A 23,746-nucleotide genomic window follows, 5' to 3' on the forward strand; every position below is an offset into this window, starting at 1 on the left:
CGGGTTGTGGCGGCTTTGCGAAGGGCAGGCGGAAACGATTCGAATCCTCTCGCTGATTAAAAATCAGGCATCTGCCCGCATTTGTGCAAAAAATTTGCAACTGCACCGGAAAGCGCCTGTTCTGATTGCGCCGTTTTCTTGTGCTGCATCGGCAAAATACCGCCTCCTTTCGTTCAGAGGCCCGGTCGCTGCGGGCATGCTCTCAGGAAGGGGACAGATGTGAAACTCATCATTGCTGCACTGAAACCGTTCAAGCTTGACGAGGTTCGCGAGGCGCTGACCACGATCGGCGTGCGCGGAATGATGGTTACCGAGATCAAAGGGTTCGGCCTGCAATCAGGTCACACCGAAATCTATCGTGGTGCCGAATATGCGGTGAATTTCGTGCCGAAAGTCCGGCTTGAGATCGTCGTCGCGGATGCGCTGGCCGATCAGGTCGTTGAGACGATTTCGAAAACCGCAAGAACCGAGAAAATCGGCGACGGAAAAATCTTCGTGCTTGATGTCGAACAGGCCGTGCGGGTGCGCACCGGCGAAACCGGCGACGACGCGATCTGATCAGGGACCCGAGGGAAGGGGATTAAAGAAAAAATGAAAAATATCTTGAAATATTCAGGCCTTGCGGCAGCAGCATCGCTGCTGGCAGGCCTGCCCGCTTTGGCCCAGGAGGCCACAGAAGCAGTTGGGGAAGCCGTTGTCGAAGTCGTCGAGGCAGCCCCCACGCTGGATACCGGCGATACCGCATGGATGCTGATCTCGACCGCGCTGGTTCTTTTCATGATCCTGCCGGGCGTCGCGCTGTTCTATGGTGGCCTTGTGCGCACCAAGAACATGCTTTCGGTGCTGATGCAGACCACCGCCATCACCGCGATGTGTATCGTGATCTATGTGCTCTATGGCTATTCCTTCGCCTTTGGCGGCGCGGAAGGCCCCTATTTCGGCGGTTTCGGCAAGGTTTTCCTTGCAGGCATCACGCCTGACACGCTTTCGGGAACCATCCCGGAATATGTGTTCATCTCGTTCCAGATGACCTTTGCCTGCATCACCTCGGCGCTGATCATCGGTGGTTTCGCCGAGCGGATCAAATTCAAGGCCGTGATGCTGTTCATCTTCCTCTGGGTTTCGATCGTCTATTTCCCGGTGGCCCATATGGCCTGGGACGCGAATGGCCTGTTCTTCGGCTGGGAAGTCTTTGACTTTGCAGGCGGCACGGTTGTTCACATCAATGCCGGTGTCGCGGCTCTGGTTGGCGCGATCTGCGTCGGCAAGCGCGTGGGCTATGGCAAGGAAAACATGCAGCCGCATTCGCTGACCCTGACGCTGGTTGGTGCCTCGATCCTCTTCGTGGGCTGGTTCGGCTTCAATGCCGGTTCGGCGCTTGGGGCTGGTGCGGGCGCAGGCCTTGCGATGCTGAACACCTTCACCGCAACCGCTGGCGGCATCCTGGGCTGGGTGGTCGTCGAGACGATGCTGCGCGGCAAAGCCTCGATGCTGGGCGGTGCCTCGGGCATGATCGCAGGCCTTGTGGCCATCACCCCTGCTGCAGGCGTGGTCGGCCCGGTGGGCGCGATCGTTCTGGGCGCGCTGGCCTCGGTTGCCTGCTACTACTTCGTCGCCGTCGTGAAGCCGAAACTGGGCTATGACGACAGCCTCGACGTCTTCGGCATCCATGGCATCGGCGGCATCGTCGGCGCGGTTGGGGCTGGCATCTTCTGTGCGCCTTCGCTGGGTGGCCAGGGCTTTGCGGGCGACCGCGGCATGGGCGAGCAGCTCTTCTACCAGGTCGCAGCTGTCGGCATCACCGTGATCTACTGCGCCGTGGTTTCGTTCATCCTCTTCAAGGTGGTTGGCGCCCTGACAGGTGGTCTGCGCGTCAAGGAAGAGGCCGAGCGTGAAGGTCTTGACCTGACCTCGCATGGCGAGCGTGCCTATCACTACTGAGAATGCCGCCGGGGGGGCGCAATCCCCCCGGCCTTTCCAAAGAAAAAGCCCGCCGGATCAAACCGGCGGGCTTTTGTTATATCTTTGCGCGAAGGCTGCCGATCAGGACTTTTGCAGATCCTGGATCAGCGCGTCGATATTGCCTTTGCGGCGGTCCAGCATCGCGCCGATCTCGGTGCGTTCCGAGGCCAGCATGTTCACGCCCTCAATGATGATATTGAAGAACAGGTTGCGGCCCGATTTGTTCGAGACATGCCAGCGCACCTCAAACGGCTTCTCGCCGCGCAGATAGGCGGTCGAGATCACCTCAAAATAGCTTTTCAGCGGTTTCGCGCCGGTGACCTCAATCCGCCCGCCGATGAACTCGCGGAAGCGGCGGCCGTATTTTCGGCTGATATAGCCCTGGAAGGCCTGGGTGAAGGCTTTCATCTGCGCCGCCGAGGCCGATTTCGCCGCCGGACCAAGTGCTGAGCGTGCGATCTGCGCGACATCGGCATAGCTGGCGAACAGCTTTTCAAACTGCGGATACATCTGGGCCTCAGAGCGGCCCGAATTGATGATCGCGTTGATATCGGCCACGGCCTTGTCGATCAGGGCCCTGGCCTCGGCGTCAGACAGCGCGAAAGCGGGCATGGCCCCAAGCGCGGCAGCAGCAGCAAGGCCGGTGCCCAGGAAGTGGCGGCGCGAAAGGCCGGAAACCATATTAACAGACATGTCAGTCCTCGCAGCGTCAATCCGCATATGGATCAATAAAGTCGTCTTCATAGGGGTCGATGAAATCGCCATCTGCCCCGTTCCCGTCACCACCCTTCGCCTTTGCGATATCGTGGCGGCGGTTTTGCTGATACAGCAGCCGCAGCTGTGCATAGCTGTCAGCGCTGTCATATAGGATCGAATCCACCGTGTCGGAATAGCGGTAGCGATCATTTAGGCGTGAAAGCCCTTCAATCGCCAGGGTCGCGGTGGCGTCATCGCCTTTGAACACATTGCCCACCGGATCCATCGCCAGATCAACGGCAAAGCCGACGGTGTCGCGGACATTCGAGGGGCCCTCGATCGGCAGCTCGACATAGGGGCCTTCGCCCACGCCCCAGACCGCCAGCGTCTGACCGAAATCGGCATCGGTTTTCGGCATGCCCAGCACCGAGGCCACATCGAACAGCCCGCCTATCCCCGCCGTCGCATTCACCGCAAAGCGCAGCGTATTGGTCGTCGCCTCGCCAACCCGCGCCTGCAGCACCTGGTTGACCACCACGCCCGGCAGCCCCAGCGTATCGGCCACATTCGACACACCCTGGCGCAGCGGGTTCGGCACCACCGTGCCATAGGCCTTAGAGGCAGGCCGCACCAGCGCGGTATCCAGCCCCTTGTTGACCGCATGCACGCCGCGATTCATCGGCTCCATCGGGTCGTTGACCTGGCCCACGCCAGTGGTCTGGCCGCATGCAACCAGCGCCGTCAGCCCCATAAGCAGGGCAAGCGGGCGGATCAGGGACGGGTTTTGCAATTCGATGGCGGGCATTAACTCGATCTCAGGACGTCGTGGTTCAGGCTGGCATATAAGTATTATTGCGCGACAGGCTTACGGTGTGGCAAAGCTCAAGACAACGGACATTCTTTCTGTTGGGCCGTGGCTGGCGGGCTTTGGCCATAATTCTCCTAGCCGATGAGTTGTTTTTGCAGCATTTGGAGTAACGGTTTGTCTAAAAATACTGCCCATCAGGGCGTTCAGCAGGGCCAGAGAGAGCTTTCCTCGATCCGGTCGCTGTCACGCCGGGCCCTGTTGGCGGCCTTTGTGTTTTCGGTCTTTGCCAATCTGCTGATGCTGACCTCGCCGCTTTATATGCTGCAGATCTATGACCGGGTGCTGATGTCCAGGTCAGAGCCGACGCTGGTCGCGCTGTCTTTGCTGATGGTGTTTCTTTTTGTGATCATGGGGCTTCTGGACCTGGCGCGATCAAGGATCCTGGCCCGGATCGGGGCACGCTTCCAGGAGGCGCTGGATCAGCGGGTGCTTTCGGCCTCGTTCCGGCGGCTGGCGCTGGTGCCCTCTGACGTCGAGGCGCGGTCGGCGCAGCAGGATCTTGAGACGATTGCCCGCTTTTGGGCCTCGCCTTTGCTGCAGGGGCTGCTGGATCTGCCCTGGACGCCGATCTTCATCGCGGTGCTCTTTGTCTTTCATGCCTGGCTGGGCTGGTTTGCGGTTGCGGCGGTGCTGGTGCTTTTCGTGCTGGCGCTGATCAACCAGCGCCGCACCGAGGATATCACGCGTGAGGCCACCACGGCGGGGTTCATAGCAGACCGCCAGGCCGAGAACCTGAAATCTGAATCCGAGCTGGTGCGCTCACTGGGGATGAGCGGCAGTGCCTTTGCCCGCTGGTATCACCTGCGCCGCCGTGCCCTTGTCCGCGGGATGGAGCTGTCTGACCGCGCCGGTGGCTATACGGTTCTGACAAAGACGCTGCGGGTGTTCCTGCAATCGGCGATTCTGGGGCTTGGGGCCTGGCTTGTTTTGCAAAACACCCTGTCGCCGGGGGCGATGATCGCGGGCTCTATCCTGCTGGGCCGGGCCTTGCAGCCGATTGAGGTTGCGGTTGGGCAATGGCCGATGCTGACGCGCAGCCGGGCCGCGCGTGACCGGCTGGCAAAGCTGCTGTCCGATGTCCCGCCAGAGGCGGCGCGCACGCAGCTGCCGCGCCCGGCGGGCCGGGTCGAGGTAACGGGGCTGATGGTGGTTCCCCCCGGCGATACCCGCCCGGTACTGCGCGGCGTCAGCTTTCGGGTCGAGCCGGGGCAGGCGATTGGCGTGATCGGGCTGTCTGGCTCGGGGAAGTCCTCGCTGGCGCGGGCGCTTTGCGGTGTCTGGCAGCCGGTGGCAGGGACGGTGCGCCTCGATGGGGCCACGCTGGACCAATATGACCCGGATACGCTGGGCAGCTATATCGGTTACCTGCCGCAGCGCGTCAGCCTGTTTGACGGCACGATCGCCGAGAATATCGCCCGCCTTGATGAGCAGGCCGATCCCGAAAAGATCGTCGCGGCGGCGAAAAAGGCCGCCGTGCATGATCTGATCCTGCATCTGCCCAAGGGCTATGACACACCGGTCACCAGCATTGGCGGCCAGCTGTCTGGCGGGCAGATCCAGCGGATCGGGCTGGCCCGGGCCTTCTATGGCGATCCGGTGATTCTGGTGCTGGATGAGCCGAATTCAAACCTCGACAATGACGGATCTCTGGCGCTGAACCATGCGATCCGTCATGCCAAGGCGGCGGGCTGCGCGGTCTTTATCATGGCGCATCGCCCGGCGGCGATTCAGGAATGCGAGCTGCTTTTGCTGATGAAAGACGGAGCGGTGCAGAATTTCGGCCCCCGCGATCAGGTGCTGCGTGAGACGGTCAGGAACGCAGGCGAGATCAACCGCGCCGCCCAGCCGGGCAATGGCCCCGCCCTCCAGGGAGGCGTGTCATGAGTGGTGCCCCGATGGATCCGCAGAACATGACCACCCGGCCAAAGACAGGCCAATGGCCGGTGCGCGGCCCGGTTATTATCGGCGTTCTGGCGCTGCTGGCGCTGATTGGGGGCTTTGGTCTTTGGGGGGTGATGACCAGCCTCTCGGGGGCGGTGGTGGCCTCTGGTCGGATCGAGGTCGAGCAGAACCGGCAGGTCGTTCAGCACCCTGATGGCGGTGTTGTTGCCTCGATCGAGGTGGTTGAGGGGCAAAGCGTCGCCGCCGGTGACATCCTGATGCGCCTTGACGGGGCGCTGTTGCACAGCGAGCTGGCGATTGTTGAGGGGCAGCTGACAGAGCTGATCGCGCAGCGTGTGCGCCTTTCGGCCGAGCGCGATGATCTTGATCAGCTTGAATTTCCGCAAAGCCTGCTTCAGGAAATCAACCAGCGCCCAGGTATCCAGGATCAGATCGACGGCCAGATCAGCCTTTTTGAGGCCCGCCGCGCCGCTTCGGCCAAAGAGGTCGAGCAGCTGACCCGCCAGATCGACCAGATTCATGCCCGGATCACCGGAATTGACGCCCAGGCCGAGGCGATCCGCATTCAGCTTGATCTGATCCGCCAGGAGCTGATCAGCCAGAAAAGTTTGCTGGAACGAGGTCTGACCCAGGCGGCCTCGGTTCTTGCTCTGCAGCGCGAGGAGGCGCGGCTTCTGGGGCAAACGGGCGATATGATCTCGATGCGCGCCCAGGCCGAAGAGCGCATCACCGAGATCAATGTCATAATCGGCAGCGTTGATCTGAACAGGCGCGAAGAGGCCACGGATCGCCTGCGCGAAATCGCCCCGGCCGAGCTGGAACTGGCCGAGCGCAGGCGTGCGCTGCGCGAACAGATCTCACGGCTTGATATCCGCGCCCCGGTTTCGGGCATAGTGCTTGGCCTTGGTGTGACGACGCCGCGCGCGGTGATCCGCGCAGCTGACCCACTGCTTTATGTTGTGCCGCAGGATCGGCCGCTGATGATTGCGGTGCAGGTCTCGCCCATTGACATCGATCAGGTCCATGTCGGGCAGCAGGTCGAGCTGGTTTTCTCGGCCTTTTCCTCACGCACAACGCCGCATCTGCAAGGCAGGGTTACGGTGGTATCGGCAGATGCTTTCAGCGATCAGACGACCAAAGCCAGTTTCTACCGCATCGAAATTGCTTTGAATGAGGGCGAACTGACAAAACTGGGCAGACTTCAGCTGATGCCAGGCATGCCGGTTGAGGCCTTCATTCAAACCGAAGCCCGCACGCCACTTGGTTATTTGTTGAAACCCTTCATGGATTACTTCAACCGTGCGTTTCGTGAAAGCTGACCGGAGTTTTGCAAAACTCCGTCGCGGAGCCTTTAAAGGCTCCGTTCCGATTTCTTTCAAGAAATCGGGTTGCACCTGACCCGGGGGCAGCTAGGCTCTGCGCAGATATATCACTGGAGAACACCATGTCCGTGGAAGCCCGCCTGAAAGAACTGGGCGTAACCCTGCCCGAAGCCCCGGCCCCGGTTGCGAATTATGTGGGCTTTGTCAGGACGGGGAATCTCGTCCATATTTCTGGGCAGATCAGCGCTGACGAAAACGGCCCGATCAAGGGCAAGCTGGGCGCAGATTTCTCGGTTGAGCAGGGCGCATCAGCAGCGCGTCGCTGCGCAATCTCGCTTTTGTCGCAGCTGCGTGCGGCATGTGAGGGCGATTTGTCGCGGGTGGTGCGGCTGGTCAAAATGAATGGCTTTGTCAATTCGACAGCGGATTTCATTGAACAGCCAAAGGTCATCAATGGCGCCTCTGATTTCATGGTCGAGGTGCTGGGGGACAAGGGGCGCCACGCCCGCGCGGCGGTATCGGTCAACTCTCTGCCGCTGGGCGTCGCGGTTGAGATCGACGCAATTTTTGAGATCCTTTGACCATGGCGATGATCCCTCTTCCCCAGGGGCTGCGCCGGCGGCCGGTTGCCCATCGCGCCTTGCATGACCGCGCAAGGGGGATCATCGAAAATTCGCCATCGGCCATTCGTGCCGCGATAAGCGCCGGCTATGCGATTGAGATTGACCTGCAGCTCTCAAAGGATGGGGTTGCTATCGTATTCCACGACGAAGAGCTTGACCGGCTGACCCATGAGCGCGGGCCGCTGAACCTGCGCGATGCTGCCGAGCTGGGTCAGATTGCTCTCCGGGACAGCCAGGACCGGATACCCACCTTTGAGGATGTGCTTGAGATCGTGGCGGGCCAGGTGCCTTTGCTGATCGAAATCAAGGATCAGACGCTTACAATGGCCCCGACTGACGGCAGGCTGGAGGCGGAAACGGCCCGCCTTTTGGACCGTTATCAGGGTGAAGCTGCGGTCATGTCTTTCAATCCGCATGCGATTGTGAATATGGCGCGGCTGGCCCCGGGGATCGCCCGTGGCATCACCACCTCGGCCTATGATCCTGTCGATTGGGCCCCGCTTGATCCGGCCATTTGCGATCGGCTGCGCGAGATCCCCGATTATGGGCCCAGCCTTTCGTCCTTCATCAGCCATGAGGCAGGCGACCTTTCGCGCCCCCGCGTCGCAGAACTGAAAGCGCAGGGGGCTGACATTCTGTGCTGGACCATCCGTTCGCCCGGCGAAGAGGCGCAGGCCCGTCAGATCGCCGATAATATCACCTTTGAGGGCTATCTCGCGCCCTCAGGCGCTTGACCCTGTCACCCGCGCCCCCATCTTTTGCCTGAAGCAGACCCTATGCCGCGGCCGCCAGAGCTAAAGCTGCGCCCGTATCTGACAGGACCAGGATGGCCGAAATCACGCTCTCTGATGGTATCTCGGCCATCCCATCTGCTGAATGGGATGCGATCGCTGCGCCCGAGCAGGCCGATGGGCGTCCGCTTGATCCGTTCTCGACGCATCGCTTTCTGATGGCGCTGGAGGGTTCTGGCTCGGTCGGTGGGGGCACTGGCTGGCTGCCGAAGCCATTGGTTTTGCGTGAGAACAACCGCCCCATTGCCGCGCTGCCGCTTTTTGTCAAAACCCATAGCCAGGGCGAATATATCTTCGATCACGGCTGGGCAGAGGCTTATGAGCGGGCAGGCGGGCGCTATTACCCCAAGCTGCAGGCCGCGATCCCCTTTACCCCCGTCAGCGGCCCGCGTTTCCTTGGCCCGGCAGACTGCCGCCAGGCGCTGGCTGCCGCTGCCATCTCGCTGGCCAGCGGCAATCAGCTGTCCTCATTCCATGCCACGTTCTGCACCGCCGATGAGGCCCGCAGCCTGAGTGGGTTTCAGGGGCTGATGGCGCGCAAAAGCCAGCAATTCCACTGGCTCAATCGCGGCTATGGCAGCTTTGACGATTTTCTCGCCGATCTTTCGTCCCGCAAGCGCAAGATGATCCGCAAAGAGCGCGAGGCCGCCCGCGCCCATGGCCTGACCATTCGCGCCCTTACCGCAGAGCAGATCGAGCCGCAGCATTGGGATGCCTTCTGGGCCTTTTATCAGGACACCGGGGCCCGCAAATGGGGCAGGCCCTACCTGACCCGCGAGGCCTTTGCCGCCTTTCATGCAACCATGCGTGACGACATCCTGCTTGTCCTGGCCTTCGACGGTGACAGGGCCGTTGCAGGGGCGCTGAATTTCATCGGCAGAGAGGCGCTTTTCGGCCGCTATTGGGGGGCTTTGGCCGATTATCCGGCGCTGCATTTTGAGATCTGCTATTATCAGGCGATAGACTATGCGATCCGCCACGGGCTGAAACGTGTCGAGGCCGGGGCCCAGGGCGAACATAAACTGGCCCGGGGCTACCTGCCGCAAGAGACCTGGTCGCTGCACTGGATCGCAGATCCGGGTTTTCGCAATGCGGTTGCCGATTTTCTGCAACGCGAGGCGGGCGCACTGGACGAAGAGATCGAAATTCTTACCCAATACGGCCCCTTCCGCCGCACTCACTCTGATGACTGAAAGGCCAGACCGATGAGCAGCCTTCTTACCACCGCTGAGCGCAACGCCCTGCTGCCGCCCCTTTCGCAAAGCGGCTGGCGTGCCCATCCAGAGCTGGATGCAATCCGCAAAATATGGAGATTTCGCAGCTTCTCAGAGGCCTGGGCCTTCATGAGCCGCGCCGCCCTTGCAGCCGAACGGGCCAATCATCACCCGGATTGGACGAACCGCTACAATATCGTCGATGTCACGCTGACCACGCATTCTGCGAAAGGGCTGACCAGCCTCGATACCTCTTTGGCCCAAAAGCTGGACAGCTTCGCCCCTGAGGCTGCGATCATCACGGATCATGGCGAACCAGCGCTTTGCCTTTGCCAAAGCCGCGCCTGATCGAAGCCCCTCTTCGGGTCGGGATAGGGGGGGGGCGGGGGGCCTGGCAGCCCCCCGTGACCTATGAAAAAGGCTCAGATCTCAGCCAGCAGCGCTTCGCCGCCCGAAATCTCGCACTGACCGGGCGAGGCCTCAAGGTGAAGCGCCTTCACCACACCATCCTCCGCCACCAGCGCATAGCGCTTTGACCGCCCCAGCAGCCCTGCGGGCGGCGCGTCGAAATCCAGCCCGATCGCTTTGGTGAAAGATCCGTCAGCATCGCCCAGGAAGGTCAGCCCCGCCTTGTCAGCGCCGGTCGATTTCGCCCAGGCATCCATCACGAAGGGGTCATTGACGGATACGCAGATGATCTCATCGACGCCTTTCGCGGTGAATTTCTCAGCGGTGCGGATAAAGCTGGGCACATGCGCATTGGTGCAAACGCCGGTATAGGCGCCCGGCAGCCCGAAAACCACCACTTTGCGGCCCTTGAGCTTTGCGCCCAGGTCCACCGCCTCGGGGCCATTTTCGCCAAGTTTCAGAAGTTTCGCTTCGGGCAGCTTTGCCCCGACCGTGATTTGCGACATGCTGATGTCTCCTCGCGCGTTGCGCCTGTTGTCAGGCAAGTTATAGGCTCTCGCGGGTAACATTCCAGAGGGGGCGGCAATGCGGGTGGTAATTGTGGGCGCGGGGCAGGCGGGGGCCTCTGTGGCGGCAAAGCTGCGGGCGCTTGGCGCGACCGGGCCAATCACCCTGATCGGGGATGAGGCCGCGCCCCCCTATCAGCGCCCGCCGCTGTCAAAGGCTTATCTGCTGGGTGAGATGGAAGAGGCCAGGCTCTGGCTGCGCAGCCCTGAATTCTGGGCGGAAAACCAGATCGAGCTGCGCCTTGGCCACCCCGTCACCGCCATTGATCGCCAGGCCAAAACGGTAACCGTTGGGGATCAGCAGATCGCATACGATCAGCTGGTGCTGACCACCGGCTCCAGCCCGCGCCGCCTGCCCGCTGAAATCGGCGGTGATCTGCCGGGCGTGTTCACGGTGCGCAATCTGGCCGATGTTGATCAGATGCGGCGCGAGTTTACCGCTGGCCGCCGCCTCGTGGTGATCGGCGGCGGCTATATCGGGCTTGAGGCGGCGGCCGTCGCCCGCAAACTGGGCCTTGAGGTCACGCTGGTCGAGATGGCCCCGCGCATCCTTGGCCGCGTCGCCTCGGCTGAGACCGCCGATTTCGTCCGCAAGACCCACCATGAGAAGGGCGTGACGATCCTTGAGGCAACCGGGCTGGAACGCATCATGGGCCAGGACCGTGTCACCGGCGTTCGCCTGCAGGACGGACGCGAGATCGCGGCTGATTTCGTGGTGGTGGGCGTTGGCATCACCCCCGGCGCCGCGCTGGCCGAGGCGGCTGGCATCGCGCTGGACAACGGGATTGCCACCGATGCCCATGGCCGCACCTCTGACCCGGCGATTTGGGCAGCCGGGGATTGCGCCTCTTTCCCCTGGCAGGGCGGGCGCATCCGGCTGGAATCGGTTGGCAATGCCATCGACCAGGGCGAGATCGTCGCCGAAAATATCCTCGGGGCGGCAAAAACCTATGAGGCAAAGCCCTGGTTCTGGTCTGACCAATACGACCTGAAGCTGCAGATCGCCGGGCTGAATATCGGCTATGACCGCGTCGTCACCCGTGATCTGGGCGGCGTCTCGCATTGGTATTACCGGGGCGAGACCCTGCTTGCCGTCGATGCCATGGGCGACGCCCGCGCCTATATGGTTGGCAAACGCCTGATCGAGGCCGGAAAATCCCCCGCGCCTGATCAGATCACCTCCACCCCTGACCTGAAGGCCCTGTTGAAATAATGCGCATTATCGGAGGGCAAAAGCGGGGCCTGCAACTCGCTGAGGTCGGTCAGGGCGATGAGGCCGCCCATCTGCGCCCCACCTCAGACCGGGTGCGCGAGGCGATCTTCAACCTGCTGCTGAATGGCGGCTATGGCAATCCGGTTCAGGATGCCCGCGTGCTGGATCTGTTCGCAGGCACCGGCGCCCTCGGGCTTGAGGCACTGTCGCGGGGCGCTGCGCGGGTGGCCTTTGTCGATGATGGCACGGCGGCCCGGGCGCTCTTGCGCCGCAATATTGAAAAGATGCAGGCGATGGGCGTCACCGATGTCTGGCGGCGTGACGCGACGCGCCTCGGCCCCAATCGCGGCCCGGGCTATGACCTGGTGTTCCTTGATCCGCCCTACCACAAATCGCTGGGCGAGGCGGCGCTGGCCTCGGCGCGCGCGGGCGGCTGGCTGGCCGCCAATGCGCTGATCGTCTGGGAAGAGGGCGCGCAGCCCCTTCCGCCTGAGGGCTTCACCCTGCTTGACCAGCGCCGTTATGGCGACAGTCACATCACGGTGCTGCGTGCCCCGGCGGCGTAATCGTTACCGCTGGCACACAGCCCGCCCGAAACCGCGATCGCGGCCCTCGCGGGGCCTGCGCCAGGATGATAGCCAGCCATCACCCCATAAGGAACCGAGCCCATGATGCCAGCGCCCGCCGCCGTAATCTTCGACTGTGACGGTGTGATCGTCGACAGCGAGGGCCCGACCTTCGATCTGATGATCGCCGATCTGGCCGATCACGGCTTCCCCCTCACCCTCGAAGAGCTTGAGCGCGACTATATCGGCGGCACGGTCGAAGAGGTGGCCCGCCGCGCCATCGCCAAAGGCGCAAAGCTGCCCGCCGATTGGGTCGCGGTCTTTTACGAAAAGATGTATGCGATGCTGGCCAATGATGCGCCCCTGATCCCGGGCATCATCGACCTCTTCGACCGTCTCGATGCCGCAGGCATCCCCTACGCGGTCGGCTCGAATGGCACGCCAGAGAAGATGCAGATCACGCTCGGCCGCCGTGGCCTCTTGCCCCGCTTCCGCGCCACGCTCTCAGGCCAGGCGATAGGCAAGCCAAAACCCGCCCCCGACCTTTACCTCGCCTGTGCCAAAGCCTGTGGTGCCGCGCCTGAAAACTGCGTGGTGATAGAGGACAGCCCCACCGGCGCCCGCGCCGCCATCGCGGCGGGTATCCCCTGCCTCGGCTTCGCGGCCCATGGCCAGAACACAGCGCCCGCCAAAGGCCTCAAAGCCCTCAACATACCTCTCTTCCACAGGATGCAGGATCTGCCTGCCCTGCTCGGACTTTGAATTTCATCTGTCCGAAAATATCCCGGGGGTCCGGGGGCAGAGCCCCCGGCTTTCCGCCTGGTCCGGGGCGCAGGGCCCCAAATCGTCACTTCCCCCGCAAATCGCGCAAAACATCCGGGCTGGCATAGCCATCGGCCACCAGCCCGCGTGCCCGCTGCCAGGCCTTCACGGCAGCCACTGTTTTCGGCCCGATCCGCCCGTCAACGCCGCCGGCATCAAAACCAGCCGCGCTTAGGCGCTCCTGCACTTCTTTGCGCTCTTCCAGCGTCAGCGCCTTCCAGTGGCGGGGCCAGGCGGTCCTGATCGGCTCACCCCCGGCAATCCGGTCGGCCAGGTGACCAATGGCGATCACATAGGCGTCGGCGGGGTTATAGCTTTCAATCGCCTGGAAATTCGGCCAGATCGCAAAGGCCGCCCCCTGCGCCCCGGCGGGCACCAGGATCGACACGCGCTCGCCCGCAGGCAAGGCCCCGCCCGCCGCAGGCGTGACGCCAAGCGCCGCCCATTCCGCCGCCGTCTTTACCACCCGCTCTGAGGTCAGGTCATAGTCAAACCCTTTGGGAAGGGTGACTTCCATGCCCCAGGGCACGCCCGCTGCCCAGCCATGTTCGGCAAGATAATGCGCCGCCGAGGCCAGCGCGTCAGCCGGATCATCCGACCACAGATTGCGCTTGCCATCACCGTCGAAATCCACCGCGAAATCGCGCCAGCTGGTCGGCATGAATTGGGTGTGGCCCATCGCGCCCGCCCAGCTGCCCTGCATATCGGCGCGGGAAATCTCGCCCGCCTCCAGGATACGCAGCGCCTGCAAAAGCTGCTCGCCGAAAAACGCCTCGCGCCGCCCGTCATAGGTCAGCGTCGCCAGCGCCGAGATCGTATCGGTATTGCCCCGGAAATTGCCGTAAGAGGTCTCTAACCCCCAGACCGCCAGCACGATCTCTTTGCGCACGCCATATTGCGCCTCGATCTTTTCCAGCAGCGGGCCGTGCTTTTTCAGCGCAGCCTGGCCCATCGCCACCCGCTCATCCGAGACGGCAATGTCCAGGTAATCCCAGATCGTGCGGGTGAATTCGTTCTGATTGCGGTCACGCCGCACCACATCGGGCAGGAAGGTCGCGCCGCGCATCTCACGGTCCCAGGTTGCCGCCGAAATCCCGGCCTCCAGCGCTTTCACGCGGTAATCCTGGATCCAGGCGCGAAAGCCTGCCTCGGTCTCGACCTCGCGGCCCTCGGCCATCGCGCCCTCCGGTTCAGCCAGGGTCTGCGCCAGCGCGGGCAGCGGCAAAAGCGCCAGGATCAGTGCCAAAACCCTCATTTGCGGCGCCTCATTACGCGGCGTTTCGCGGCCTCGGCGGCGCGCGATTTGCCTTGCGCCCGGCGCGGGGCCTTGCCGCGTTTGCCGCTGCGGCCTGCGGGCAAGGCGCGATCCTCCAGCTCGATCAGCTCAAGGATCAGCCCGCCGGTGACCGGAACCGCCTCGGCCAGCCGGACGGTGACCTTCTGGCCGATGCCGATGGTCAGCCCGGTATCCGCGCCCATCAGGGTCTGGCTGTCGGGGTCGAAATGGAAGAACTCGCGCCCGACCTCGCGGATCGGCACCAGGCCATCGGCCCCGGTTTCATCCAGCTTCACAAACAGCCCGAACCGCTGCACGCCGGACACCCGCCCCGTGAATGTCGCGCCGACCCGGTCGGAAAGATAGGCCGCCAGATAGCGGTCAACGGTGTCACGCTCGGCCGCCATCGAGCGGCGCTCGGCATCCGAGATCAGCTTGCCGGTCTCACCCATGTTTTCCATGTCGAAGTCCGACAGCCCATCCGGGCCCAGCCCCAGCCCCCGGATCAGCGCCCGATGCACGATCAGATCGGCATAGCGGCGGATCGGGCTGGTGAAATGCGCGTAATTCTTCAAAGCCAGCCCGAAATGGCCGAAATTCTCGGGCGCGTAATAGGCCTGGGTCATCGAGCGCAGCGTCGAGAGGTTGATCAGCTCGGAAAACTCGCCGCCCTCGGCCTGTTTCAAAAGCTGGTTCAGATGCGAGGTTTTCAGCACCTGGCCCTTGGCCAGCGTCAGCCCGGCGCTTTCGGCCACCTCACGCAAAGCCTCCAGCCGGTCGGGCGCGGGCTCTTCATGTACGCGGTACAAAAGCGGCTGTTTCACCCGCTGCAATTCCTCGGCGGCGGCGACATTGGCCATCACCATGCATTCCTCGATCAGCTTATGCGCATCAAGCCGTTCTTTGAAATCGACCGACAGCACCTTGCCCTCATCCGAGAGCACGATCTGCCGCTCTGGCAGGTCAAGATCCAGCGGCTGGCGCAGCGCCCGCCCGCGCTTCAGCGCCGCGTAGCAGTCGTAAAGCACCTTGAGCTGCGGCAGCAGCGGCTCTGTCGCCTGATCGGGCTGGCCGTCCACCGCCCGCTGCACCTGGCCATATTCCAGGCTGCCCTTTGACCGCATCACGCCCCGGGTAAACCGATGCGAGATCTTCTGGCCAGAGGAATTGACCCGCATCCGAACCGCCATACAGGGGCGGTCAACATGTTCGTGCAGGCTGCACAGATCGCCCGACAGCGTATCGGGCAGCATCGGCACCACGCGGTCAGGGAAATATGTCGAGTTTCCACGCCGCCGCGCCTCACGATCCAGCGCCGATCCGGGGCGGACGTAATTCGCCACATCGGCAATCGCCACCCAAAGGACAAAGCCCTCGGGATTGCCCGGCTCATCATCGACCATGGCCAGCACCGCATCGTCGCGGTCGCGGGCGTCCTGGGGATCGATGGTCACAAGGTCCAGATCCCGCAGATCCTCGCGGTGTGACATGGTGAAGGGGGGCGCATTGTCGGCCTCTTCCACCGCTTTGTCGGGGAATTGGTCGGGGATGCCATGCTGATGAATGGCGATCAGCGAGACGGCCTTTGGCCCCGCCGGATCGCCCAGTCGGCTGGTGATCTTCGCCTGCGGCAGGCCCATGCGGCGATTGCCGACGGCCTCTGCCTCGACCAGCTCGCCATCCTTCGCGCCCATGTCCTGATCGGCGAGGACGCGCCATTCCTTGTCCTGGCCCTTGTCGATGGGCACGATCCGCCCACCCTCAGACCCCTTGCGGAAGATGCCCAGCACTTTCAGCGGGTTCGAGCCGATGCGCCGGATCAGCCGCGCCTCCCAGACGTAATCGTCGAGGTCGACCTTCGCCAGCCGCGCCAGAATGCGGTCGCCCGCGCCAAGCGCCGGATCGCCCCTTTGGGCGATGATCAGGATGCGCCCGCTGTCGGGATCGACGCCCTCTTCCATCGGCTCGGCAAACAGATCGCCCGCCGCATCGGGCGGCAGCACTTTCAGCAGCGCAATCGGCGGCAGCTCGCCTTTGGGCAGGAAGCGGCGGGCGCGTTTGGTCAGATCGCCCTCGGCCTCCATCTCGCGCATCAGGCGTTTCAGCTCATTGCGCTGATCTGCCTTCAGGCCAAAAGCCTTTGCGATGTCGCGTTTCGACGACAGGCCGGGATTGTCGGTGATCCATTGCCGGATCTGCTCTTTCGAGGGAAGCTGTGTCATGCCATAGCGCTAGCACGGCGCAGGCTGCACGGAAAGCATGCGCTTTGCCCCGGGCCGGGGCGGCGGGCGGTTTCCCCCGCTTATACGGCCCGTCCGCAGATCTGCCCACAAAGCCGCATCCGGCAGGAGTGAAGAATGCCCCCGAAGAAATCGTCGCAAATGACCCCCGAAGAGGCATTCCTGCATCCGCTGGCGGCGCTGGCGGCCAGTGATCCTGAAATCGAGGCGCTGGTTTTCTGGGGCGGCCCGGATGGCTGGTCTGCGCTGCCCGCCGAGGCGCTGGAAAGCGAAGAGATCACCTTCTGGGCCGAAGGCCTGATGCCCGAGGGCTTTCACCTGCAATGGCGGATCATGGGGCGCGGTGATGCCACGCCAGACCATATCCGCATCTACGCCTGGGAAGCCGGAGAGGCCCCGCCGCCCGAGGTTGCCTCTGACAGCGGGCTGGTCACGCTGTCAAAGGCGCAATGGCCGCTTTGACACAGGTCGCGGCGGTCAGCCTTTCGGACGCCCGCCGACGAACACATAATAGGTGTGGCGGTCATTGACGGCGACGGCCAGGCCCATCTCTGTGATATTCGGATCCAGCAGGTTCACCAGATGGGTGGGCGAATTCAGCCAAAGCCGCGCGGCCGTCGAGGATGAGGGCGGTGACGAGCTGCGGGCCAGGTTTTCATTGGCCATCCGCAGACCATAGCCCGCCCGTTTCAGCCGCATTTTCAGATTTGACCCGTTCGAGCCGCTATGGCTCATGAAGGAACGCGTCGCCATATCGCAGACATGGCCGACAGCGGCCTGGTCCAGCGTCTGGTTCAGCCGCAGCGGCGAAAGCCCGCGTTCGGCGCGCAGATCATTCACCCAATGCGTGAACTCCTGGCGGATTTGCTGGCGCTCAGACGGCGAAGTGCAGGCCAGCGCAGGCGTGGCCAATGCGATGACGGCAGCAGCCATCGCAGGAAGCAGAACTCTCATAGCAGCAGTAACCCTGGTTAAGGTTATGGAATGGCAGACTCAGATCAGCCCCCGCTGATCAATCTCTGTTCTGACTGTGAAAAAGTTCTCAACTAAGGCAAGAGAAAGAAAAAAGCCGGGCAAAATGCCCGGCTTTTCGCCTGTTTTATATGAAAGTCTGGCGAAAATACGCTTAGCGACGGGCGTCGCCTTCGTCCTCGTCATCTTCATCCTCGCCTGCGGGCAGGCTGAAGAAGCTTTCGGCGTCAGAGAAGTCTTTGGCCTCGGCGGGTTCTTCTTCCTGGGGTGCGTCGGCGCCAAAGACCTCCAGCCCGGTCAGGGTGGTTTCAACGCGGGCCACCGGCTCCATGCCGAGGCTTTGCTCGGTCGAGACCAGCTTGCGGCGCTCGTCATCGGACATCACGCCGCCCTCGGCTGCCTTGCGGCGCACGGCCTGCTGCACGGCCGCGTCCAGTTCGGACTGACGGCACAGACCCAGGGCAACCGGGTCAACCGGGGTGATGTGCTGGATGTTCCAATGCGTGCGCTCGCGGATCGACTGGATGGTGGGCTTGGTGGTGCCGACCAGCTTGCCGATCGCACCATCCGACAGCTCGGGGTGGAATTTGACCAGCCACAGGATCGCCGCCGGACGGTCCTGGCGCTTGGACAGCGGCGTATAGCGCGGGCCACGGCGCTTTTCCTCGCCCACGGCTGCGGCATTGTATTTCAGCTTCAGCTTATAGAGCGGATCTTTCTCGCCCTTTTCAATCTCGACCTGCTCCAGCTGGTTGTTGCCGACAGGGTCAAAGCCCTTCACTCCGCCGCCGACATCACCGTCGGCAATGCCCTGAACCTCAAGCTCGTGCATGCCACAGAAATCGGCGATCTGTTTGAAGGTAAGGGTCGTGTTGTCCACCAGCCAGACGGCGGTCGCGCGGGCCATAATCGGCTTCGACATGGGACTTCCTTTCAGTGACGGGGCCCTGATGCAGGGCTGGCCTTTACAAATCTCTCCCGGGCCGGGAAAACGGCTGTGAACCAGGGTTCACGATCTCCGATGTCGGGGAATCCGCCTCTATATACTGCGATTCCTGCGAGAGGGAAAGTGAAATTGCGCCGTATCCTTAGCCTGCTTGCACTGGTTTTATTGCCTTTCGGCCTGGCTGCGGGCCCTGGTGGGCCTGCCCGCGCCGATGGCGAAAAGGCCGGGGATTTCGACTATTATGTCATGGCGCTGTCCTGGTCCTCGGCCTGGTGCGAGGTGGAAGGCGATGCCCGACGTGAGCCGCAATGCGATATCGGGCGCGGGCTGACCTTTGTGCTGCATGGCCTTTGGCCACAATATGAACGCGGCTGGCCCGCCTATTGCCGCACGGTCGAGCGCGATCCGACCCGGGGCGAATCTGCGGCTATGGCCGATATCATGGGCGGCTCTGGCTATGCCTTCTACCAGTGGAAAAAACATGGCCGCTGCTCGGGCCTTGCGGCACGTGACTATTACAAAACCGCCCGCGCCGCCTATGAGAAGGTCAAAATCCCGCCGGTTTTCGCCAAAATGTCAAAGACGCTGAAAGTGCCCGCCGATGTGATCGAGGGCGCGTTTCTTGAGGCAAATCCGGGGCTGAAAGCCGATCAGGTGACGGTGATCTGCCAGGGCGGCATGATCCGCGAGGTGCGGATCTGCCTGACCAAAGACCTGGAGCCGCGCCGCTGTGGTGCGGATGCGATCCGCGATTGCCGGTTGAAAGACGCGGTGCTTGAGGCGATGCGCTGACCCCCTCAGGTATTGAGGAGGACTCAGACCTTGAGGACGATCTTGCCGATATGGCCGGGGGATTCGATGCGCTCATGGGCGCGTGAGGCCTCGCGCAGCGCAAACTCGCTGTCGAGCACCACTTTCAGCGCCCCCCGCGCGATCATCGGCCAGACCTCACGCTCCAGCGCGGCGGCGATGCGGGATTTGGCGATATCGCTTTGCGGGCGCAGGGTCGATCCGGTGATGGTCAGGCGGCGCATCATCACCTCGGCAAAGTTCACCTCGGCCTTGGCGCCTTGCAGGAAGGCGATCTGCACGATGCGCCCGTCATCGGCCAGGGCTTTGATATTGCGGGGGATATAGCTGCCGCCGACCATATCGAGGATCAGGTTTGCGCCGCCGATTTTGCGCATCTCGGTGACGAAATCGCGGGTGCGATAGTTGAAGGCGGCCTCGGCCCCCAGATCCAGACAGACCTGCGCCTTCTCATCCGATCCGGCGGTGGCAAAGACCCTTGCGCCAAGCGCCTTTGCGATCTGGATCGCCGTCGTGCCGATCCCGGAGGTGCCGCCATGGACCAGGAAGATCTCGCCCGCCTGCAGCCCGCCGCGCATCACGATATTCGACCAGACGGTGAAGCAGGTTTCAGGCAGGCAGGCGGCCATTTTCATCGACATGCCCTGGGGCACCGGCAGCGCATGGGTTGCATGGCAGACCGCATATTCCGCATAGCCGCCGCCGGGCAGCAGCGCGCAGACCTGGTCGCCGATCTTCCAGCGGGTGACGCCGGGCCCGATCTCGACCACGGTGCCCGAGCATTCCAGCCCAGGCAGCGGCGAGGCATCGGCGGGCGGCGCATAGGCCCCGGCGCGTTGCAGCGCATCGGGGCGGTTTACGCCCGCATAGGCCACGCGGATCACGATCTGGCCATGGCCGGGCAGCGGCACGGGCAGGGTGCAGGGCTGCAGCACATCCGGGCCGCCGGGGGCGACGATCTCGATGGCCTGCATGGAGTCAGAGAGCTTGTCGGAAAGGGGCATGGGCTTGCGGTCTCTTTTGCGGGCGGTTGTGGGCGGGCGGTTATGGGGCGGGCAGTTACGGTGCGGGCGGGTGTCGGAAATGCTTCAGAATGGGCGCGGCGCTTTGGTCTCTGATGCGCCGCTTTCATGGCCGGGCAGGCCAGCGGGCCGATGCGGCGGGCGGATCCGTGCCAAAAACCCAAGCGGGCCAGACATCAGTGCCTTGCCCAGAGGGTTCTTTGCAAGCGCCGCTTTGGTTTTTTCAAACCACATCACGCCCTCGATGCGGCGATCAAGGAAGTCGCGGGTCGCCTGCAGATCGGGGCTGTCATCGCCCAGCCAGAAAAGAACCGTCGCGCCGTAAACTGCCGAAAGCGTGGCGCGTTTGGTGTACCAGTTCACATCATCCGAGGTATCGCCAAGCGCCGTCCAGATCGCATCCGCGCTGGACCAGATCGCGCCTGCGCCATCGGCTGCATGCTGGGGCAGGGCGAAAAGCGTGGTGCCACGGCGCACAGCCTCGCGGTCGGCCAGCTCAAGGCGCAGCATCACCGCCCGCGCCACCCGGTCCCGAAACCGCAGGGCGCTGAGATCCTCTTCGCCCAGGCGGCGGACCATCTCACGGTCGCCCGCCTGATGCCAGGCCAGCGCCAGATCGACGCCGCCGCGCGGGAACAGCGCCTGCGCCAGCCCCGGATCCACCCCCGAATCAGCGGCGGCGGCCTTCAGCGTCGCCTCTGACCAGCCATCGAAAGCCACATGCGAAAGCGCCGCATCCAGCAGTTTTTCCCTTGTGATCGCTGCTTCCATTGCCGTCTCTCCTGGTCGAATGGTGGACAGATGTCCTTTGGTCTGCTATGCGCGGCGGGCCTGCACGAATATGTGCAACTCTAGCTTAGGAAGGTGGTGACAACCACATGCAGGTCAGCGTTCGTGACAATAACGTCGAACAGGCACTCCGTGCCCTGAAGAAGAAGCTGCAGCGCGAAGGCGTTTTCCGTGAAATGAAGCTTAAGCAACATTTCGAGAAACCGTCGGTTAAAAAAGCTCGTGAGCAAGCTGAAGCGATCCGCCGTGCGCGTAAACTCGCGCGCAAGAAGGCGCAACGCGAAGGCGCACTCTGAGTTTTACCGCGAGGTAACTTTGAGGCGTTCCCCGATTTATCGGGACGTGAACACTGGGGCCGTTCGGCCCTTACAAGGTCAACCCCCGCCCCTTGTGGTTGGGGGTTTTCCTTTTTCTGCGGCAGGTTTTGGCACGCAGACAGAAAAACGGCCCGCACAGGGCGGGCCGTTCGGTTCGTCAGGCTTTCGATTTCAGCTCGACCAGGATCTGCTGCAGAAGCTCTGCCTCGGTGGGGGCGGCGGGTGCCTCGGGTGCGGCCTCTTCTTTTTTCTTGCCCAGTTGCGAGACGCGGTTGATGCCCTTGACCAGCAGGAACACGACCCATGCGATGATCAGGAATTTGATGACGGCATTGATGAAGCTGCCGATCTTGAACTGTGCGTCGCCAAGGCCGAAGCTGAGGTTCGAGAAGTCGATACCGCCGATGATCAGGCCGATCAGCGGATTGACCAGGTCATCGACCAGCGAGGTGACGATGGCGGTGAAGGCGGCACCGATGATGATACCGACGGCCATGTCGATGACATTGCCGCGCGAGATAAAGGCTTTGAACTCATTGAGCATCTGACTGTGTCCCTTGTTTCGTCCGGCTTTTGCCGGTCCTGTTGCTATGCGCCCCCCGCACAGCTGCGGGCGGAATATCGCACATAAATTGGGGCTTACCCACAGGGAAAAATTGCCTATCTGTTATCAAAACCGCCGCAGGAGGCCAGATTGACCAGTCTTTCCGATTTCCCGATTACCCGCAGTTGGCCACCACTCCACCCAGAGAGGTTGCAGCTTTACGCTTACCCAACCCCCAATGGTGTGAAGATCTCGATGATGCTTGAAGAGATCGGCCTGCCCTATGATGCTTATCTGGTCGGATTCGACAAATCCGGCGAAGAGGGCAAGAACTTCACCGCCACCTTCCCCAACAACAAGATCCCCGCGATCATCGACCCGAATGGGCCCGATGGTAAACCGATGGCGCTGTTTGAAAGCGGCGCGATCATGCTTTACCTGGCGGAAAAGACCGGGACAAAGCTGATGCTGGAGGGGGCGGCGCGCTGGCAGGTGATCCAGTGGATCATGTGGCGCATGGCGGGGCTGGGGCCGATGTTCGGCCAGTTCGGCTTTTTCCACCTTTATGCCGGGACCAGGGTCGAGGATCCGATCCCGCGTGAGCGGTACCGCCTGGAGGCAGAGCGCCTCTTGAAAGTGCTGGATGGCCAGCTTGAGGGCCGCGAATGGGTGGTGGGTGATTACAGCCTGGCCGATATTTCCATCGCGCCCTGGGTCGATGCCTTTGTGAAATACTACAAAGGCCATGAGAAGGTCGACTGGGCCAGCCTGCGCAATGTTCCCGCTTATCTTGAGCGTTTCCGCGCCATTCCGGCCTATCAGCGGTCGCTGAACATTCCGCCGGTGCCTGAAAAGTAATCCCGTTCCGGCTTTGAGCCGGGTTTTGAAGCGGGTTTTGAATGGGGCCGCAGAGCGATCTGCGGCCCGTTTGTTTTCAACAGGGCTTTTTCCAGCCGTCGATCACCTGAATGGCCTCTTCTGCGGTCTCGACCAGTTTGAAAAGGTCGAGATCCTCGGGGCTGATCACGCCCGCATCCGCCAGCTGCTGCCAGTTGACCACATTCTCCCACCATTCTTTGCCAAACAGCAGGAAGGGAACCGGCTTCATCCGCTGGGTCTGGATCAGGGTCAGTGCCTCGAACATCTCATCCATGGTGCCAAAACCGCCAGGGAAGACCACGATCGCCTCGGCCCGCATCAGGAAATGCATCTTGCGGATGGCGAAATAGTGGAAGTTGAAGCAAAGATCCGGCGAGACATAGGCGTTCGGCGCCTGCTCGTGCGGAAGCACGATGTTGAGGCCGATGGAATGCCCGCCCGCATCGGCGGCGCCGCGATTGCCCGCTTCCATCACGCCGGGGCCGCCGCCGGTGACGATCACGCCCTTGCGGCCATAGGTGGCAAGGCTGCGCTCTGTCATGATTTTCGCAAAGCGCCGCGCCTCTTCGTAATAGGGCGAAAGATCGGCAAGGGTTTTGGTCTTTGCGCCGTCACGATTTTCGGGCGCGGGGATGCGGGCACCGCCGAAAAGAACGATGGTGGTTTCAATCCCGCGCTCATCCATGATCAGCTGCGGTTTCAGCAATTCCAGCTGCAGGCGAACGGGGCGCAGATCTTCGCGGGTCAGGAAATCCTGGTCGGCAAAGGCCAGCCGATAGGCCGGGGCGCGGGTCTGCAGCGTATCGGGGCATTGATCGGCTGCCGCCAGATCCAGAGCGCTGTCCCGAAACGGATGATTGCGCGACTCGTCGTTCATGATACCTCCCACTGTGTTCTGACGGGCCCCCACCGGACCGGGGTCGATTGCGTGAGCCCGCCTCAACCTCTATAGCGCGTAAAGTACAAACAAAACACTGCCCCGAACGAAACCCTGCCCC

At 62.5% G+C, this 23,746-nt stretch carries 26 protein-coding genes; 15 read left to right on the forward strand and 11 right to left on the reverse strand.

Translation table 11 applies throughout. The features are described 5' to 3' along the window. Positions 1-219: 219 nt before the first annotated feature. Together HOY34_RS15410 and HOY34_RS15415 are read left to right on the forward strand one after the other, a co-directional pair. Positions 220-558: a P-II family nitrogen regulator gene (locus tag HOY34_RS15410; RefSeq protein ID WP_172364404.1), complete on the forward strand. Its 339-nt coding sequence runs from the start codon at positions 220-222 to the stop codon at positions 556-558. 33 nt (positions 559-591) lie between these two features. Then, entirely contained in the window at positions 592-1,941 is a 1,350-nt protein-coding gene (locus HOY34_RS15415) for an ammonium transporter (RefSeq protein WP_172364406.1), read from the forward strand. A 102-nt stretch (positions 1,942-2,043) separates the two neighbouring features. On the opposite strand, the gene HOY34_RS15420 is transcribed toward HOY34_RS15415, so the two are convergent. Next, on the reverse strand, positions 2,044-2,655 hold the full coding sequence (locus HOY34_RS15420) for an MlaC/ttg2D family ABC transporter substrate-binding protein (RefSeq protein WP_436645204.1): 612 nt from the start codon (positions 2,653-2,655) through the stop codon (positions 2,044-2,046). A gap of 16 nt (positions 2,656-2,671) precedes the next feature. After that, the gene (locus HOY34_RS15425) at positions 2,672-3,463 is read right to left on the reverse strand and encodes an MlaA family lipoprotein (protein ID WP_172364408.1); all 792 of its coding nucleotides are present in this window, start codon (positions 3,461-3,463) and stop codon (positions 2,672-2,674) included. Positions 3,464-3,640: 177 nt separating this feature from the next. Between HOY34_RS15425 and HOY34_RS15430 the strand changes: the two genes are divergently transcribed. From HOY34_RS15430 to HOY34_RS15455, 6 genes are all read left to right on the forward strand, one after another. After that, complete coding sequence (locus tag HOY34_RS15430; protein WP_253944491.1) at positions 3,641-5,410, forward strand: type I secretion system permease/ATPase; 1,770 nt, start codon at positions 3,641-3,643, stop codon at positions 5,408-5,410. Beyond that, a complete protein-coding gene (locus tag HOY34_RS15435) occupies positions 5,407-6,747 on the forward strand; it encodes an HlyD family type I secretion periplasmic adaptor subunit (protein ID WP_436645205.1) in 1,341 nt (446 codons plus the stop codon). Before HOY34_RS15430 ends, HOY34_RS15435 begins: the two co-directional genes overlap by 4 nt. Positions 6,748-6,872: 125 nt before the next feature. Further along, positions 6,873-7,331, forward strand: coding sequence for a RidA family protein (locus HOY34_RS15440; RefSeq protein ID WP_172364412.1), 459 nt, complete (start codon positions 6,873-6,875; stop codon positions 7,329-7,331). 2 nt (positions 7,332-7,333) lie between these two features. Next, entirely contained in the window at positions 7,334-8,107 is a 774-nt protein-coding gene (locus HOY34_RS15445) for a glycerophosphodiester phosphodiesterase family protein (protein WP_172364414.1), read from the forward strand. Positions 8,108-8,199: 92 nt separating this feature from the next. Continuing rightward, positions 8,200-9,357, forward strand: coding sequence for a GNAT family N-acetyltransferase (locus tag HOY34_RS15450; protein ID WP_172364416.1), 1,158 nt, complete (start codon positions 8,200-8,202; stop codon positions 9,355-9,357). A gap of 12 nt (positions 9,358-9,369) precedes the next feature. Beyond that, positions 9,370-9,726, forward strand: coding sequence for a 4a-hydroxytetrahydrobiopterin dehydratase (locus HOY34_RS15455; RefSeq protein WP_172364418.1), 357 nt, complete (start codon positions 9,370-9,372; stop codon positions 9,724-9,726). 74 nt (positions 9,727-9,800) lie between these two features. Here HOY34_RS15455 and HOY34_RS15460 read toward each other — a convergent pair whose 3' ends face one another. After that, entirely contained in the window at positions 9,801-10,292 is a 492-nt protein-coding gene (locus HOY34_RS15460) for a peroxiredoxin (protein ID WP_172364420.1), read from the reverse strand. 79 nt (positions 10,293-10,371) lie between these two features. On the opposite strand from HOY34_RS15460, the gene HOY34_RS15465 reads away from it, so the two are divergent. The 3 genes from HOY34_RS15465 to HOY34_RS15475 all read left to right on the forward strand — a co-directional run bounded on the left by HOY34_RS15465 (position 10,372) and on the right by HOY34_RS15475 (position 12,893). Then, positions 10,372-11,565: an NAD(P)/FAD-dependent oxidoreductase gene (locus tag HOY34_RS15465; protein WP_172364422.1), complete on the forward strand. Its 1,194-nt coding sequence runs from the start codon at positions 10,372-10,374 to the stop codon at positions 11,563-11,565. After that, positions 11,565-12,131 (forward strand): 16S rRNA (guanine(966)-N(2))-methyltransferase RsmD, encoded by a 567-nt coding sequence (gene rsmD, locus HOY34_RS15470; protein WP_172364424.1) that lies wholly within the window; start codon positions 11,565-11,567, stop codon positions 12,129-12,131. The genes HOY34_RS15465 and rsmD overlap by 1 nt, the downstream gene beginning before the upstream one ends. 102 nt (positions 12,132-12,233) lie before the next feature. Then, on the forward strand, positions 12,234-12,893 hold the full coding sequence (locus HOY34_RS15475) for an HAD family hydrolase (RefSeq protein ID WP_253944492.1): 660 nt from the start codon (positions 12,234-12,236) through the stop codon (positions 12,891-12,893). Between the two features lie 85 nt (positions 12,894-12,978). On the opposite strand, the gene HOY34_RS15480 is transcribed toward HOY34_RS15475, so the two are convergent. Together HOY34_RS15480 and rnr are read right to left on the reverse strand one after the other, a co-directional pair. Further along, on the reverse strand, positions 12,979-14,208 hold the full coding sequence (locus HOY34_RS15480; RefSeq protein ID WP_172364425.1) for a lytic murein transglycosylase: 1,230 nt from the start codon (positions 14,206-14,208) through the stop codon (positions 12,979-12,981). After that, positions 14,205-16,451, reverse strand: coding sequence for a ribonuclease R (gene rnr, locus HOY34_RS15485; protein WP_172364427.1), 2,247 nt, complete (start codon positions 16,449-16,451; stop codon positions 14,205-14,207). Before rnr ends, HOY34_RS15480 begins: the two co-directional genes overlap by 4 nt. Positions 16,452-16,586: 135 nt before the next feature. On the opposite strand from rnr, the gene HOY34_RS15490 reads away from it, so the two are divergent. Continuing rightward, positions 16,587-16,931, forward strand: a complete 345-nt coding sequence (locus HOY34_RS15490) for a hypothetical protein (protein ID WP_172364429.1) — start codon at positions 16,587-16,589, stop codon at positions 16,929-16,931. Between the two features lie 15 nt (positions 16,932-16,946). Here HOY34_RS15490 and HOY34_RS15495 read toward each other — a convergent pair whose 3' ends face one another. Together HOY34_RS15495 and HOY34_RS15500 are read right to left on the reverse strand one after the other, a co-directional pair. Beyond that, on the reverse strand, positions 16,947-17,423 hold the full coding sequence (locus tag HOY34_RS15495; protein WP_172364431.1) for a CAP domain-containing protein: 477 nt from the start codon (positions 17,421-17,423) through the stop codon (positions 16,947-16,949). Between the two features lie 172 nt (positions 17,424-17,595). Continuing rightward, positions 17,596-18,363: a DUF1013 domain-containing protein gene (locus tag HOY34_RS15500; protein WP_172364433.1), complete on the reverse strand. Its 768-nt coding sequence runs from the start codon at positions 18,361-18,363 to the stop codon at positions 17,596-17,598. Positions 18,364-18,510: 147 nt separating this feature from the next. On the opposite strand from HOY34_RS15500, the gene HOY34_RS15505 reads away from it, so the two are divergent. Continuing rightward, a complete protein-coding gene (locus tag HOY34_RS15505) occupies positions 18,511-19,179 on the forward strand; it encodes a ribonuclease T2 family protein (protein WP_366926969.1) in 669 nt (222 codons plus the stop codon). 23 nt (positions 19,180-19,202) lie between these two features. Here HOY34_RS15505 and HOY34_RS15510 read toward each other — a convergent pair whose 3' ends face one another. Together HOY34_RS15510 and HOY34_RS15515 are read right to left on the reverse strand one after the other, a co-directional pair. Further along, a complete protein-coding gene (locus HOY34_RS15510; protein ID WP_172364437.1) occupies positions 19,203-20,201 on the reverse strand; it encodes an NAD(P)H-quinone oxidoreductase in 999 nt (332 codons plus the stop codon). 84 nt (positions 20,202-20,285) lie between these two features. Beyond that, complete coding sequence (locus HOY34_RS15515; protein ID WP_172364439.1) at positions 20,286-20,990, reverse strand: COQ9 family protein; 705 nt, start codon at positions 20,988-20,990, stop codon at positions 20,286-20,288. A gap of 107 nt (positions 20,991-21,097) precedes the next feature. Between HOY34_RS15515 and rpsU the strand changes: the two genes are divergently transcribed. Continuing rightward, positions 21,098-21,304: a 30S ribosomal protein S21 gene (gene rpsU, locus HOY34_RS15520; RefSeq protein WP_082400860.1), complete on the forward strand. Its 207-nt coding sequence runs from the start codon at positions 21,098-21,100 to the stop codon at positions 21,302-21,304. A 178-nt stretch (positions 21,305-21,482) separates the two neighbouring features. Here rpsU and mscL read toward each other — a convergent pair whose 3' ends face one another. After that, complete coding sequence (gene mscL / locus HOY34_RS15525) at positions 21,483-21,869, reverse strand: large conductance mechanosensitive channel protein MscL (protein ID WP_172364441.1); 387 nt, start codon at positions 21,867-21,869, stop codon at positions 21,483-21,485. 150 nt (positions 21,870-22,019) lie between these two features. Here mscL and HOY34_RS15530 point away from each other — a divergent pair, with 150 nt between their 5' ends. After that, on the forward strand, positions 22,020-22,727 hold the full coding sequence (locus HOY34_RS15530) for a glutathione S-transferase N-terminal domain-containing protein (RefSeq protein ID WP_172364443.1): 708 nt from the start codon (positions 22,020-22,022) through the stop codon (positions 22,725-22,727). 76 nt (positions 22,728-22,803) lie between these two features. Here HOY34_RS15530 and HOY34_RS15535 read toward each other — a convergent pair whose 3' ends face one another. Next, positions 22,804-23,625, reverse strand: coding sequence for an LOG family protein (locus HOY34_RS15535; RefSeq protein ID WP_172364445.1), 822 nt, complete (start codon positions 23,623-23,625; stop codon positions 22,804-22,806). Between the last annotated feature and the right edge of the window lie 121 nt (positions 23,626-23,746).

This window comes from Pseudogemmobacter hezensis, assembly GCF_013155295.1.
Taxonomy (GTDB): domain Bacteria; phylum Pseudomonadota; class Alphaproteobacteria; order Rhodobacterales; family Rhodobacteraceae; genus Pseudogemmobacter; species Pseudogemmobacter hezensis.